This window comes from Stenotrophomonas sp. HMSC10F06 (assembly GCF_001807865.1).
In the GTDB taxonomy this organism is placed as follows: Bacteria; Pseudomonadota; Gammaproteobacteria; order Xanthomonadales; family Xanthomonadaceae; genus Stenotrophomonas; species Stenotrophomonas bentonitica_A.
The window spans coordinates 24,058-38,518 of record NZ_KV791297.1; the positions used below are offsets into that span (position 1 = coordinate 24,058).

Annotated in this window: 13 protein-coding genes; 8 read left to right on the forward strand and 5 right to left on the reverse strand. The window is 67.0% G+C overall.

What is annotated here, in order from left to right:
• Window positions 1–163 precede the first annotated feature (163 nt).
• The 3 genes from dnaE (at window position 164) to HMPREF3113_RS13285 (ending at window position 5,726) form a co-directional block, all read left to right on the forward strand.
• The gene (dnaE, locus tag HMPREF3113_RS13275; RefSeq protein ID WP_070473290.1) at window positions 164–3,745 is read left to right on the forward strand and encodes a DNA polymerase III subunit alpha; all 3,582 of its coding nucleotides are present in this window, start codon (window positions 164–166) and stop codon (window positions 3,743–3,745) included.
• A 56-nt stretch (window positions 3,746–3,801) separates the two neighbouring features.
• Window positions 3,802–4,653 (forward strand): hypothetical protein, encoded by an 852-nt coding sequence (locus HMPREF3113_RS13280; RefSeq protein ID WP_254665302.1) that lies wholly within the window; start codon window positions 3,802–3,804, stop codon window positions 4,651–4,653.
• A 113-nt stretch (window positions 4,654–4,766) separates the two neighbouring features.
• On the forward strand, window positions 4,767–5,726 hold the full coding sequence (locus HMPREF3113_RS13285) for an acetyl-CoA carboxylase carboxyltransferase subunit alpha (RefSeq protein ID WP_019184412.1): 960 nt from the start codon (window positions 4,767–4,769) through the stop codon (window positions 5,724–5,726).
• Between the two features lie 221 nt (window positions 5,727–5,947).
• On the opposite strand, the gene HMPREF3113_RS13290 is transcribed toward HMPREF3113_RS13285, so the two are convergent.
• Window positions 5,948–6,403 (reverse strand): CopD family protein, encoded by a 456-nt coding sequence (locus HMPREF3113_RS13290; protein WP_070473292.1) that lies wholly within the window; start codon window positions 6,401–6,403, stop codon window positions 5,948–5,950.
• Between the two features lie 160 nt (window positions 6,404–6,563).
• Between HMPREF3113_RS13290 and HMPREF3113_RS13295 the strand changes: the two genes are divergently transcribed.
• Together HMPREF3113_RS13295 and phaZ are read left to right on the forward strand one after the other, a co-directional pair.
• Window positions 6,564–7,160 (forward strand): class I SAM-dependent DNA methyltransferase, encoded by a 597-nt coding sequence (locus HMPREF3113_RS13295; RefSeq protein ID WP_046272054.1) that lies wholly within the window; start codon window positions 6,564–6,566, stop codon window positions 7,158–7,160.
• Between the two features lie 57 nt (window positions 7,161–7,217).
• Window positions 7,218–8,573, forward strand: coding sequence for a polyhydroxyalkanoate depolymerase (phaZ, locus tag HMPREF3113_RS13300; protein ID WP_172838054.1), 1,356 nt, complete (start codon window positions 7,218–7,220; stop codon window positions 8,571–8,573).
• A 116-nt stretch (window positions 8,574–8,689) separates the two neighbouring features.
• Here the strand turns inward: phaZ and HMPREF3113_RS13305 are convergent, their stop codons facing one another.
• Window positions 8,690–9,670: a sensor domain-containing protein gene (locus tag HMPREF3113_RS13305; protein WP_070473294.1), complete on the reverse strand. Its 981-nt coding sequence runs from the start codon at window positions 9,668–9,670 to the stop codon at window positions 8,690–8,692.
• Window positions 9,667–10,032 carry a PadR family transcriptional regulator gene (locus tag HMPREF3113_RS13310; RefSeq protein ID WP_070473296.1) on the reverse strand — a complete coding sequence of 122 codons (366 nt, stop codon included), beginning with the start codon at window positions 10,030–10,032 and terminating at the stop codon, window positions 9,667–9,669. Before HMPREF3113_RS13310 ends, HMPREF3113_RS13305 begins: the two co-directional genes overlap by 4 nt.
• A 150-nt stretch (window positions 10,033–10,182) precedes the next feature.
• On the opposite strand from HMPREF3113_RS13310, the gene HMPREF3113_RS13315 reads away from it, so the two are divergent.
• Window positions 10,183–11,082, forward strand: coding sequence for a peptidylprolyl isomerase (locus tag HMPREF3113_RS13315; RefSeq protein ID WP_070473299.1), 900 nt, complete (start codon window positions 10,183–10,185; stop codon window positions 11,080–11,082).
• 78 nt (window positions 11,083–11,160) lie between these two features.
• Here the strand turns inward: HMPREF3113_RS13315 and HMPREF3113_RS13320 are convergent, their stop codons facing one another.
• Window positions 11,161–12,039: a DMT family transporter gene (locus HMPREF3113_RS13320; protein WP_070473301.1), complete on the reverse strand. Its 879-nt coding sequence runs from the start codon at window positions 12,037–12,039 to the stop codon at window positions 11,161–11,163.
• Between the two features lie 159 nt (window positions 12,040–12,198).
• On the opposite strand from HMPREF3113_RS13320, the gene HMPREF3113_RS13325 reads away from it, so the two are divergent.
• Together HMPREF3113_RS13325 and HMPREF3113_RS13330 are read left to right on the forward strand one after the other, a co-directional pair.
• Complete coding sequence (locus HMPREF3113_RS13325; RefSeq protein WP_070473518.1) at window positions 12,199–13,149, forward strand: LysR substrate-binding domain-containing protein; 951 nt, start codon at window positions 12,199–12,201, stop codon at window positions 13,147–13,149.
• Between the two features lie 87 nt (window positions 13,150–13,236).
• Window positions 13,237–13,530 carry a hypothetical protein gene (locus HMPREF3113_RS13330; protein ID WP_019184421.1) on the forward strand — a complete coding sequence of 98 codons (294 nt, stop codon included), beginning with the start codon at window positions 13,237–13,239 and terminating at the stop codon, window positions 13,528–13,530.
• 45 nt (window positions 13,531–13,575) lie between these two features.
• Here the strand turns inward: HMPREF3113_RS13330 and HMPREF3113_RS13335 are convergent, their stop codons facing one another.
• The gene (locus HMPREF3113_RS13335; RefSeq protein WP_083279873.1) at window positions 13,576–14,346 is read right to left on the reverse strand and encodes a DUF4349 domain-containing protein; all 771 of its coding nucleotides are present in this window, start codon (window positions 14,344–14,346) and stop codon (window positions 13,576–13,578) included.
• Window positions 14,347–14,461 lie beyond the last annotated feature (115 nt).

Below are 14,461 nucleotides of genomic sequence, written 5' to 3' on the forward strand. Positions count from 1 at the left end.
GACATACGGGGGTTGCCCGCCACCGCGCATCGGCCAGCGGTGGCGTCGGATGCCCCGGCAAACCTGAACCCCAGCGCCCGCGCGCGCCCCCGCAACACCCCTGTCAAGCCTTGTTAGCGTCCACCACCACCGCTACCCTGACCGGGCATCACATTGGTTCGGCATGTCCACTTCCCGTTTCGTACATCTCCACGTCCACACCGAATTTTCGCTGGCGGATTCGACCATCCGTGTCCCGGCGAAGCCGGATCAGGCTGACCCGAAAAAAGCCAAGCAGGCCAACCTGCTCAGCCGCGCGGTCGAACTGAAGCTGCCTGCACTGGCAGTGACGGATCTCAACAACCTGTTCGCGCTGGTCAAGTTCTACAAAGCCGCCGAAACCGTGGGCATCAAGCCCATCGCCGGCGCGGACATCATGATCGCCGAAGAAGGCATGACGCCCTGGCGCATGACCCTGCTCTGCCGCGACCGCGAAGGCTACCTCAGCCTCTCCAGGCTGCTCACCCGCGCCTGGATGGAAGGCCACCGCCCCGAAGGCGGCGTCGCTGTGCACCCGGAGTGGCTCAAAGCCGGCTGCCACAACCTGTTTGCACTGGCCGGCCGCGACAGCCTTGCCGGCCGCCTGGCCGGCGATGGCCGCCATGACCTGGCCGAGCAGCAACTGGCCGACTGGCAGCGCGTGTTCGGTGATGGCCTGCACCTGGAGCTGACCCGTACCGGCCGCGACGGCGAAGAAGCCTTCAACCAGTTCGCCCTGCAGGCCGCCGGCCAGCGCGGCCTGCCGGTGATCGCCAGCAACGATGTGCGCTTCCTGCAGCCGGAAGACTTCAACGCCCACGAAGCCCGCGTGTGCATCTCCTCCGGCCGCGTGCTGGACGACCCCAAGCGCCCGCGCGACTACAGCGACCAGCAGTACCTGAAGTCCGCCGAGGACATGTGCGCGCTGTTTGCCGACATCCCCGACGCGATCGACAACACGCTCGCGCTGGCCGAGCGCTGCAACATCGAAATGCGCCTGGGCACCTACTTCCTGCCCAACTACCCGGTGCCCGAGGACGAAACCCTCGACAGCTGGATCTGCAGCGAATCGCGCAAGGGCCTGGAAGCGCGCCTCGAAAAGAATCCGCTGGCGCCGGGCAAGACCCGCGCCGATTATTTCGAGCGCCTCGAGTTCGAACTGGCCACCATCATCAAGATGGGCTTCCCCGGCTACTTCCTGATCGTGGCCGACTTCATCCAGTGGGGAAAGAACCAGGGCATTCCGATCGGCCCCGGCCGCGGTTCCGGTGCCGGCTCGCTGGTCGCCTGGGCGCTGCAGATCACCGATCTGGATCCGATCCCTTACAACCTGCTGTTCGAGCGCTTCCTCAACCCCGAACGCGTGTCGATGCCCGACTTCGACATCGACTTCTGCATGGACCGCCGCGACGAGGTCATCGACTACGTCGCGCGTAAATACGGGCGTGACCGGGTCAGCCAGATCATCACCTACGGCACCATGGCGGCCAAGGCCGTGGTGCGCGATTCCGGCCGCGTGCTCGGCTTCCCGTACGGCCTGGTCGACGGCGTTTCCAAGCTGATCCCGAACATCCTGGGCATCTCGCTCAAGGATGCGATGGGCGAAGGCAAGGATTCGGAAATGGCCTCGCCGGAGCTGATCCAGCGCTACCAGAACGAAGATGATGTCCGCGATCTGATCGACCTGGCACGCCAGCTCGAAGACCTCACCCGCAACGCCGGCAAGCACGCCGGCGGCGTGGTGATCGCGCCCGAGCCGCTGGCCGAATTCTGCCCGCTGTTCGCCGAACATGACGAAGGCGGCCGTGGCCGCAACCCGGTCACCCAGTTCGACAAGAACGACGTCGAAGAAATCGGCCTGGTGAAGTTCGACTTCCTCGGCCTGCGCACGCTGACCATCATCGACTGGGCGGTCAAGGCGATCAACAAGCGCCACGAACGCGCCGGCATCCCGCCGGTGGACATCACCGCGCTGCCGCTGGATGACGTGCCCACCTACAAGGACATCTTCGCCAACGGCAACACCGGCGCGGTATTCCAGTTCGAATCCTCGGGCATGCGCCGCCTGCTGAAGGACGCGCGCCCCGACCGTTTCGAAGACCTCATCGCGCTGGTGTCGCTGTATCGCCCCGGCCCGATGGACCTGATTCCCTCCTTCAACGCGCGTAAGCACGGGCAGGAAGAGATCATCTACCCCGATCCGCGCACCGAAGCGATCCTGAAAGACACCTACGGCATCATGGTGTACCAGGAGCAGGTGATGCAGATGGCGCAGATCGTGGGCGGTTACTCGCTCGGCGGCGCCGACCTGCTGCGCCGTGCGATGGGCAAGAAGGTGCCGGCCGAAATGGCCAAGCACCGCGAGATCTTCCGCGAAGGTGCGGCCAAGGACGGCGTCGTCGAAGCCAAGGCCGACGCGATCTTCGACCTGATGGAGAAGTTCGCCGGCTACGGCTTCAACAAGTCGCACGCCGCCGCCTACGCGCTGGTCAGCTACCAGACCGCCTGGCTCAAGCGCCATTACCCGGCCGAGTTCATGGCCGCGACGCTGTCCTCGGACATGGACAACACCGACAAGGTGGTCGGCTTCCTCGCCGAAGTGCGCAACCTCGGCCTGACCGTGCTGCCGCCGCGCGTGAACGAATCGGCCTACATGTTCGAAGCCTCCAGCGCCGACACCATCGTGTACGGCCTGGGCGCGATCAAGGGCGTCGGCCAGGGCGCCTGCGAAGCGATCGTGGAGGAGCGCCAGCGTGGCGGCCGCTATGCATCGCTGCTGGATTTCTGCATGCGCGCCGAGTCCGGCAAGCTCAACCGCCGCACGCTCGAAGCGATGATCAACTGCGGCGCGATGGACGGGCTCGGCAAGAACCGCGCCTCGCTGATGCTGCAGCTGCCCGAAGTGCTCAAGGCCACCGACCAGATGGCACGCGAGAAGGCCTCCGGCCAGAACTCGCTGTTCGGTGCGCCCGATCCGGTCACCACCGCGATGCAGCTGGAACTGCCCGAAGCCAAAGAGTGGGCGCTGGGCCAACTGCTGGAAGGCGAACGCGAAACGCTGGGTTTCTACCTCAGCGGCCACCCGTTCGATCCCTACGCCGATGACGTCAAGGATCTGGTCGGCACCGACCTGGGCATGCTCGAGAAGCTGATCCCGCCGGCACGCCCGAGCAAGGATGGCGAGAAGCGTGCCTGGCGCCAGGAAACCCCGGTGATCCTCGCCGGCCTGGTGGTCGGGGTGCGCCGCAAGGGCGAGAGCCAGATCTTCATGCAGCTCGAAGACGGCAAGGGCCGCGTGGAGTGCAGCGCCTTCACCGATGGCCTGGCCGAGTTCGGCCACCTGATGACCAAGGACCGCATCCTGGTGGTCAAGGGTGGCCTGCGCGAAGACGAGTTCAACGGTGGCTACGCGCTGCGCATCCGCCAGGTCTGGGATTACGAAGACATCTGCGCCAACTACGCCACGCGCCTGTCGCTGCGGCTGGACCTGCGCCAGGACGGCGCCGTGTGGAACCGCATCAACGCCCTGCTCGACCGCCATCGCCCGGGCCGCACGCCGCTGCGCCTGGACCTGCTGCTCGGCTCGGCGCAGGGCCCGGTGGCCGGCATGCTCGATGTGGCCGGTGAGATCGCCGTGCGCGTGGACAGCCAGCTGGTCGATGCGCTGCGCGCCGACCCTGCGGTGCGCACGGTGAAAGTGCGCTACAGCCCGCCCTGGGCGAACTGATTCTTTTTTTTCTGTTGCAACACAGGTGTTTTGTTTTGATCAAGCGTTTTACCGGGCTGCTGATCGCAGCCGCTGCCCTCACCGGCTGTTCCAGCCCCGCCCAGACGTTCGAGATCGACAACCCGGGCGATACCCCGCTGACCCTGCGCATCGATGGCAACGAACTGCCGATCGCCGCGCACGCCTCGCGCCCGGTCAAGCTCAAGCCCGGTGAACATCATCTGCAGACCGAACGCCTCGGCGACGTGCGCTTCATCGTCTACGCCAAGGGCAAGGGTGGCCTGATCAACCCGACCCTGGCCGAGTACGTGATCGCCAACGAGATCTACGTCACCGGCGAAGACAAGCTGAAGAACTTCGGCGACCTCAACAACCAGATCGAGCTGGGCGGCGTCCACTTCGAGGGGCCGTACCAGAGTACCCACGCGCTGTTCATCGACAAGACGTGGACCTTCGGCGTCCACGAGCCGTTCCCCGAAGAGCAGACCGTGATGCACGTGGACGCCAGCGGCGGCCGGATCAACGCCAAGATCTTCACGGCCCCGGCCTTCATCGACTATGTCGAAGACAACCTGGGCGACCCCGGCGTCTATGTACGCCACCAGCCCAAGGGCTATGTCGCGCCCACCTACACGCTGGAAGCCGCTCCGACCGCCCTGCCCGCGCTGGACCCGGCCTTCGAGGCCCATGCCGGCCCGCTGCGCGAGCTGTACACCCGCTACCTGCATGCCACCACCGCCGATGCGCAGCTGCAGCTCCAGCAGGAGGCCTTCCAGGCGCAGATGGCCTTCACCGCCGCGACCGCCACGCTGGGCTCGGGCCTGCCCAAGGAGGCCAACGAGGGCTACAACACCTTCGTGCAGACCCGCAGCAGGCTGATGGGCAGTGCGGCGCTGGTCGTGCCCTGACCTGACTGGCGCCCCTGGCCCCGCTGCGCTACCGTCGGTTTCCAGACGACGGCGTACGGGGCTTTTCGGCGCATTCGGCTACACTTTCCCTCTTTTCTTCACGACGGTTTCCGATGAATCCGAACTACCTCGACTTCGAGCAACCCATCGCTGATCTGGAGGCGAAGATCCAGGAACTGCGCAGCGCCAGCGCCGGACCTGCGGTCAATGTCGAGGCCGAGGTCAATGCCCTGCAGGACAAGCTGCGGGTGCGCACCGCGCAGATCTTCCGCAACCTGACCTCCTGGCAGGTCCTGCAGCTGGCCCGGCATCCGTCCCGCCCGTACACCGAGGACTACATCCGCATCATCTGCGATGAGTTCCAGGAACTGGCCGGCGACCGCGCCTTCGCCGACGACAAGGCGATCATCGGCGGCCTGGCCCGTATCGGTGGCCGCTCGGTGATGCTGATCGGCCATCAGAAGGGCCGCGACACCAAGGAAAAGATCAAGCGCAACTTCGGCATGCCCAAGCCGGAGGGCTACCGCAAGGCGCTGCGCCTGATGAAGATGGCCGAACGCTTCGGCCTGCCGGTGCTGACCCTGATCGACACCGCCGGTGCCTGGCCGGGCATCGACGCCGAATCGCGCGGCCAGTCCGAAGCGATCGCACGCAACCTGATGGAAATGGCCGAACTGAAGGTGCCGGTGGTCTGCACCGTGATCGGTGAAGGCGGCTCCGGTGGCGCACTGGCGCTGGGCGTGGGCGACCGCACCGTGATGCTGGAATACAGCGTCTACTCGACCATCAGCCCGGAAGGCTGCGCCTCGATCCTGTGGAAGGACCCGGCCAAGGCCAAGGATGCCGCCGAACAGCTTGGCCTGACCGCCCCGCGCCTGAAGAGCCTGGGCCTGGTGGACAAGGTCGTGCGTGAGCCCACCGGCGGCGCCCACCGCAACCCTAACCAGATGGCCAAGCGCCTGAAGGCCGTGCTGCTCAACGAGCTGGACGTGCTGGAGAAGCTGCCGGTCGATGAGCTGCTGCAGAAGCGTTACGAGCGCCTGCGCAGCTACGGAACCTACGAAGTAGCCTGACCGGGCTGCGGCGGAAACGAAAAAGCCGGACGCGCGAGCGCCCGGCTTTTTTTGTGCTGCACGCCGGCGACCTGGCTCGGCGGTCGTGCCGGCCGCTGGCCGGCTCCTCCATTCCGGCATCCCCGGCATCACCGTGAGCCGGCCAGCGGCCGGTACTACCCGGTTTCGCACGCGGGGTCCTAGGTAGTTGGCCTGCGGCCGGCACCACCGCTGCGGATCGCTTAGACCGGCTTGGCGATCACCAGCCACACCACGCCGATGAACAGCACCAGCGGCAGTTCGTTGAACCAGCGCAGCGCGCGCGAGGACGGCAGCACCCTGCCCTTCACCGCGCCTTTCAACAGCCGGCCGGTCCACGAGTAGTACACCAGCAGCAGCACCACCAGGCCGAGCTTGGCATGCAGCCAGCCTGCCGCACCGGGGGCGACCATGGTCGGGAAGTCCGAAATCACGCGATAGCCCAGCCACAGCACCACGCCCAGGATCAGCGCAAGGCCGAACATCATGTGCCCGAACCTGTACAGGCGCAGGCCCATCAGCTGCAGCCGCTCGGTCACCGGCAGCTGGCCGGCGGTCTCGCTGAGGTTGACCAGGATCCGGGGCAGATAGAACACCGCCGCCATCCATGCCACCACGAACAGCAGGTGGAAGGTCTTGACCCAGTAATAGGACTGCATGCGCTTGCTCCCGCGGCTGGCGTAGGTTGGCCGCCATTCTCGCATGCCCGGTTGCGCCGCCCCACGGGTGGCCGACGCGACCCTTCGCCGCACCCCGGCTGCGCATCCGCGCGCGCCACACCGTACGATAGGCGCCGCTTTCGCCCACCTGCAGATCCCCATGGACAAAACCTACGACGCCGCCTACTTCCAGCGCTGGTACCAGCCCGACCAGACCGGTGGCGCCGCGCGCCTGGCGCGTAAGGTGGCACTCGCCGTGGCCAGTGCCGAGTACTACCTGGAACGCCCGATCCGCAGCGTGCTGGATATCGGCTGCGGCGAAGGCGCCTGGCGTGCGCCGCTGCTCAAGCTGCGTCCGCGCGTGCAGTACCTTGGGTTCGACAGCAGCGATTACGCGGTGCATCGCTACGGCCGCAGCCGCAACCTGCACCCCGCCAGGGTCGGCGATTTCGCCTGGCTGCGTCCGTGCGCGCCGGTCGATCTGCTGATCTGTTCGGATGTGATGCACTACGTGCCCAGCCGCGAACTGCGCCCGGCCTTGGAAGGCTTCGCCGAACTCACCGCCGGCGTCGCGTTCCTGGAGGCGTTCACCGCCGAGGATGACTTCGATGGCGACCATGAAGGCTTCCAGGCCCGTCCGGCGCGCTGGTACCGCAGCCAGCTCAAGCGGGTCGGATTCACCGCGTTGGGCTCGCATTGCTGGTTGTCGCCCGCACTGTCCGGACAGGCGGCGGCACTGGAACGCGGCGCGCCTTGAGTCTCTATAACAATTGAGACAGCCCCCGCATTAACGCGCCCGCGCGACGGGTGCGCTATGCTGCGCGGCAACATAAGACCATACATATCGGACGTCATGCTATATCAGCTGCATGAGTTGACCCGCAACCTGCTCGCCCCGTGGGTGCACCAGGCCCAGGCCAACGCGAAGTTCTTCGCCAATCAAGGTCATTGGTGGTCGCAGATGCCCGGCGCGGATCGCCTGGCCGCTGTGAACGAGCTGTTCCACCGCATTGGCAAGGATTACGAGAAGCCCGAATGGGGCATCAACGAGATCGACGTCGAGGGCGAGCGCGTGCCGATCGTCGTCCACGAAGAGGTCAGCAAGCCGTTCTGCAAGCTGCTGCGCTTCAAGCGCCACAGCAATGAAGCCGACCAGCTGCACACCATGCTCAACCAGCCGTTCGTGCTGGTGGTGGCGCCGCTGTCCGGCCACCACGCCACGCTGTTGCGCGATACCGTGCGCACCCTGTTGCGCGACCACCGCGTGTATGTGACCGACTGGGTCGATGCGCGCATGGTGCCCGGCAGCGAAGGCGAGTTCGGGCTGGAGGATTACATCGCCTATGTGCAGGAATTCATCCGCCACCTCGGCGCGGAAAAACTGCACGTGGTCAGCGTCTGCCAGCCGACCGTGCCGGTGCTCGCCGCCGTCTCGCTGATGGCCAGCCGTGGTGAAGCCACGCCGCGTTCGCTGGTGATGATGGGCGGCCCGATCGATGCGCGCTGCAGCCCGACCGCGGTCAACAACCTGGCCACGCAGAACCCGATGTCGTGGTTCGAAAACAACGTCATCCACACCGTGCCGGCCACCTTCCCGGGTGCAGGCCGCCGCGTGTATCCCGGCTTCCTGCAGCATGCCGGTTTCCTCTCGATGAACCCGAGCCGCCATTTCAGTTCGCACTGGGATTTCTATGCCGACCTGGTCAAGGGCGACATGGAAGATGCCGACGCGCACCGGCGTTTCTACGACGAGTACAACGCTGTGCTCGACATGCCGGCCAAGTACTACCTCGATACCATCCGCGTGGTCTTCCAGGAGTTCCTGCTGCCGCGCGGCGAGTGGTACGTGCAGGGGGAACGCGTGGATCCCAGCGCGATCACCGGCACCGCGCTGCTGAGCATCGAAGGCGAGCTGGACGATATCGCCGGCCTTGGCCAGACCGAAGCGGCGCAGGAACTGTGCACCGGCATTCCGGCTGCGCACCGCGAGCATTTCATCGTGGAAGGCGCCGGCCATTACGGCATTTTCAGCGGCCGCCGCTGGCGCGAAACCGTCTACCCGAAGGTGCGTGATTTCTTCGCCGCCCATGCGCAGACCGTGGCCAGCAAGCCGAAGAAGGCCGCGAAGATCGCGAGCAACGTGACGCCGCTGCGGCGTAAAGCCGGCTGACGCCAGCGCGATATGCGGTAGTGCCGGCCGCTGGCCGGCACTACCGGATCCTCGGGTTCTGCAGCGCCGGTAGGTGACGACCGTTGGTCGTCACCCTCGCCATCCTCGTGTCCCGTTTACAACCGCACCAGCAGATGCTTGGCCATCATTCCGTGCAGGCGGCCGATGCCGCGGGCCAGGTGCAGCGTGGCGAACAGCAGCAGCACGCCGATCACGGCCAGCAGGGGCGTGACCCAGGCCGACAGCATCTGGATGCCGTCGATGTGGATGCCCACGTAGTCGCTGGAGAACAGCGCCGCCACCGGCGCCCAGATGAAGCCGATCGAGGTCGACAGCAGCGTGGTGGCGATCGTGAAGTAGACGATGCCCAGCGGCAGCATCAGCACGAAGTACAGCAGGGTCAGCCAGGTCCGCCCGTCGGTGAACATGTCGCCGATACGCTGCAGCCAAGTGCGGCTGCGGTCGGAGTACGTCGGCCGGCGCGGCATGCGCTCGCCCAGCAGCGCTTCCACCAGGCGCCCTTCCAGCAGTGACAGCCCGCGCACCGAGCCGAAGAACAACACCGCCACCGGGATGCCGATGATCAGCACCATCAGGCCCAGCGACAGCGACAGCCCGGTCACCACCCAGGTGAAGAAAAACGTGCCGGTGGCCAGCGACAGCAGCATGTAGAACAGCGCGCCGTAGGTGCGCGCCTCCAGTGCGACACCGAAGAAGCTGGCCAGCGCAGAGCGCGGCCTGGTCGGGGCATGCGGGGGCGGCACGGCGCCCATGCCGGGGCCGCTGGGCGCGGCCTGGCGCAGCGGTGCCGCGCCGGCGCTCGGCGTGCGCAGCGCGCGGTTCACCGTGATCTCGGTTTCGCGGTAGATCTCGGCAACCTCTTCCGGCGCCCCGTAGCTGCCGGCGACATCGGCGATCACCTCGGCCTCGCTGCGGCCCGGCTGCGCGGCCAACTCCGAGCGCAGGTATTCCTCGGCGTCGTAGAGCGCGTCCTGCACCATGGCCGGATCGGCGTCGTGCAGTGCCGCACGCAGCTGCGCCAGATACGCGGGAATGGTGGTCGGCAAGGCCCGACCGGCCACGGATTCGATGTTCATTCGGTTACCCCTTCCAGGACGGAATCGACGGAATCACGGGTGGCACGCCACGCGGCGGTCCAGTGCCGGAGCACTTCGCGCCCCGTGTCATTGATGCGGTAATAGCGACGCGGCGGACCGGCCACCGACGGTTCAACATGGCTTTCCAGCAACCCGGCCCCTTCCAGGTTGCGCAGCACCGGGTACAGCGCGCTCTGCTTGCCGCTCAACACGCCCTCGCCGACCCGCTCCAGCTCCTTGGCGATCAGGTAGCCGTACAGCGGCTCGCCCGCCCTGGCCAGCACCGCCAGCAAGGCCAGGGAGACCGTGCCGGAGCTGAGCTCTTTCTGGAACTTCTTGAGATGGACCTCGTGGTCGCTCATGGCGGTCTCCGCTAGCGTGGAGTCCACACTAGTCCGAAGTTCGCTATAGCGGATGTGTCGTTAGTCACCGTGCCGGTTGGGCAGGGCCGGGTGGCGGTGGCCGACGTGCTTCGCGCACAATCGGGGAACACCTTCCTGAACGGGTCTGCCATGTCGCCACGTCGTCCTGCCCTGCTTGCCCTCGCCCTGGCCTGCCTGCTGCCCCCCGTGGCCAGCGCCGCCACGCCCTACCGCAGCCCGCAGCAGATTCTGGACGCCTCGCCGGACAGCGACTGGCGCACACCGGACCCGGCCAACCTGCTGTACATGAACCTGCCCACCGGCCGGGTCATCATCGAGCTGGCCCCGGCCTTCGCGCCGCAGCACGTGGCCAACATCCAGACGCTGGCCCACGAGCACTTCTGGGATGGCGAAAGCATCTACCGCGCACAGGACAACTTCGTGGTGCAGTTCGGCGATGCCGACGCCGATGATGCCGCCAAGGCAAAGCCGCTCGGCAGCGCCAAACGCAAGCTCCCGGCCGAGTTCCAGCGCGACAGCAAGGGGCTCACGGTCAGCGTCCTGCCCGACCGTGACGGCTGGGCCGACCAGACCGGCTTTGTCGATGGTTTCCCGGTGGGACAGGACCGCAAGGACGGCAAGACCTGGCTGGCGCATTGCTATGGCGCGCTGGGCGCTGGTCGCAACAACGAGGAAGACAGCAGCATCGGTGCCGAGCTGTACGTCGTGACCGGGCAGTCACCGCGCCAGCTGGACCGCAACATCACCCTGGTCGGCCGCGTGCTGCAGGGCATGGAGCTGCTCAGCGCGCTGCCGCGTGGACCGGCACCGATGGGCTTCTACACCGACCCGGCGCAGCGCACCGCGATCCAGTCGGTCCAGCGCGCCAGCGATGTCCCGGCTGCGCAGCGACCCAGACTGCAGGTGCTGCGCACCGACTCCAGGACCTTCGCCGAGGCGACCGAAGCGCGCCGCAACCGCGTCGACGATTTCTACAAGCGCCCGGCCGACCACATCGACCTGTGCAACATCCCGGTACCGGTGCGCTGAGGATGAGATAACCGACGCGTCAGCGTCCGGATGCCCCGATAGAGCCACCCATGGGTCGCTGCACGCGGCCACGACGGCCTATCGCTGCGACACCGCCACGCTCCCAAGAATCAACACGCCCGCGATGATCATCGCGCCGGTCACCGGTTCGCCCAGGAACAGCCAGGCGAACAGGGCGCCGAACATCGGCACCAGGTAGGTCACGGTCGAAGCGCGGGCCGGGCCGATGCGGGCGATCAGGCGGTAGAACATCAGGAACGCCAGGCCGGTGCAGACCACGCCCAGCGCGATCGCGCAGGCCCAGGACAGCATCGGGATCGGTGCGGCCGGCCAGTGGGTCAGCGCCATCGGCAGCAGCAGGATCGCCGCGCAGCCCAGCGTGGCACCGGCAGAGGCGGCCGGCGGCAGGCCGGTCATGTGGCGCTTCACCAGGTTGACGCCCAGCCCGTACAGCAACGCGGCCAGCGCACCGGCGACCACCGCTGCGCCGATGCTCAGCCCGGCAACCTTGACCGTGGCCAGCACGACCACGCCGGCAAAGCCGACCAGCAGGGCGATCGCGCGGCGCATGCCGATCTTTTCGCCGAAGAACAGGAAGGCAATCAGCGCGGCAAACAACACGGTCATGGCATTGCAGATCGCGCCGATCGCGGCCGGGGCGCGTTGTGCGGCCCAGGCGAACAGCACGAACGGAATGGCCGAGTTGATCACCCCGATGGGCGCCAACCACAACCAGCGCCGCGCCGGGAACTGCACCCGCGCCTGCCACAGGAACGGCAGCAGCACCAAGGCACCAAGCAGCAGCCGTACCTCCACCAGCGCATAGGGCCCGAAGGCGGGCACGGCCACGCGCATGAACAGGAACGAGCAGCCCCAGATCGCGCCGAGCACGGTCAACTCCAGCGGCGTGCGCCAATCACGATCCACGCTGCCCGCCGCCAGCGGCGCCCCGCTCACGCCGGGTCTCCGCAAGGACGCTGACACGCTGGAGTAGCGGTAAAGGACGGCAACATGCGCGTGGATCCGGAGAGGAAGGGCGACAGCATCCGCCTGCCGTCACGCGCCCACAAGCGCGTAGTATCCGTGCAAGCCACAAATATGATTTGGGTCTCGACCATGATCCTTCGCCCTGCCCTGCTGCCCGCGCTGGGGGTGTTCGCGGTGGCTGCACGCCATCAGAATTTCGCCCATGCCGCCCAGGAGCTGCACCTGACCGCCAGCGCGGTCAGCCACCATGTGCGCCGGCTGGAAGAGCTGCTGGGCACGGTCCTGTTCCAGCGCCACGCGCGCGGCGTGCGGCTGACCGCCGAGGGACGCCAATTGGCCGATGCGGCGGCCGCCGCGCTGAGCGATCTCAATGCCGTGGCCGGCAACCTCCACCCGCAGGCGGACATCGTGCCGCTGCGGGTCACCACCATCCGCTCGCTGTCGTACTGCTGGCTGATCCCGCGGTTGCCGCGCTTCACCCGACAGCATCCACGCATGCGCATCGAGCTGCAGACCAGCACGGAGCTGGTGCGCTTCGACGAGAGCGGCCCGGAGCTGGGCATCCGTTACGGCCTGGGCCAGTGGCCGGGCATGACCGCGCACCACCTGATGGACGATGAACTCTGCCCGGTCGCCTCGCCGGCATTGGCGGGGGTTTCGGCGCTGCGCGACGCCGCGCAGATCGCCGCGCTGCCCCTGCTCAGCGACATGTCCCCGCAGGGCTGGCGCGACTGGTTCCGCGCTGCCGGTGTCCGCGGCCTGGACCTGCCCTCGCTGCACACCTTCAGCGACAGCACCGATGCGATGCGCGCAGCGGTGTACGGCATCGGCGCGGTGCTGGCGCGCAAGCACATCGCGCAACCCTATCTGCAGCGTTACGAACTGGTGCGCCTGCCTGGCCCTGCGCTCAAGGCACGCTACGCTTACTACGTGGTGCACGCCGAACACCGTCCGCTCAGCCCGACCGCGCAGGCCTTCATGGATTGGCTCAAGCGCGAAGCGCTGGATGAGCGCACCCCGCTGCCGGCCCTGCCTGACGAACTGCTGGGCCTGCCACCCGCCGACCCGACGCGCGACTGAACCGGACACCACGGCCCAGCGCGCATCCTCACCCGACCTTTTCCGCCCGCTGGCTAGGCTGGAGTCCCTTTCCCCGAGGCTCACCCCATGGCCCTGTTGCGACTGCGAATCACCGGCACCGAAGACGATGCGCGTGCCATCACCGACCTGCTGCAGAGCATCGAGGGGATCGAACACGTCGAAGAAACCGACGACCTGATGCCGCACATGGACGACGACGATTCCAGCTCGGCCGGCCTGTCCGATGACATCGGCCCGGGCACCCACGAACTGGAAGTGGAAGTCGGCAATGCGCTCGGCGCCCAGCGCGTGCGCGACGCCGTGCAGGAACTGGCGCTGGAGCTGGACGTCTTCGTGGAATACGAGCAGGACGAAGGCTGACTCGACCGTCGTGCCGCGCTGTCACGCGCGGCACGACAGGCAGGCTCAGCGTGCGGCCGCCGCAGCCTTGCGTCGCTTGCGGCGGCGCCACAGCGCCACGACCACGGCACCGACTGCCCAGGCCACCACACCAACCGGCAGCAGCGCGGCAACCGCGCGGATCACGAACGCGATGCTGGTGGTGACGATGGAGCCGAACTCACTGACCGCCTTGCCGATCTCGCTGCGGCTGCGCTGCCCGGCCGGGCCTTCGAAACGCATCGTGACCAGCTGGGTATCGATCCGGCGACGCTGCTGCGCGGCGTCCTTGTTGGCCTGTTCCAGCCCCGCTTCAATCTCGGCCATGCGCTGTGAGACCGCCAACAGATCGGCAACCTTCATGTCGCTGCGCTGCTGGTACGCCTGCAACTGGGCATGCTCCTTCTGCAGCCGCGCCTGGGTCAGCGCGGTATCGGCCACCTGCTGGGCAAGATCTTCGGCATGGGTATTGCGCGAGGCCACATCGCCGCCTTCACCGGCCAGGGCGATGATCGGCTCGACACCCTTGGGCGCGATGCGCACGCGGATCGAGCCGGAGCGGGTCTCACCGCCCTCTTCGCCCACCTGCAGCACGGCGCAGTCGCCGAACCGGTTGCTCTGGCACGCCTCGGACACGGCCTTGACCCGCTCGCTGATGCGCTTGGCATCGAGCTGGATGCGGAGGTCATGTTCATAGGCCAGGAACGCACCCTCCGGCGAGGCAACCGCTCCGGCGGCCGCATCGGCCGCGTAATCCTGTCCGCCGCGGCCACAGGCCACCAGGCCCAACAACAGCATCCCTGCCAGCCCGGCGCGGGCCCGTCGTGTCCATCCAGTCACAGTGCAGCTCCAGTCAATGCGATGATCTTCACGGCGCATGGTAATCCAATGGCACGGGGACAACGGGGGCCAT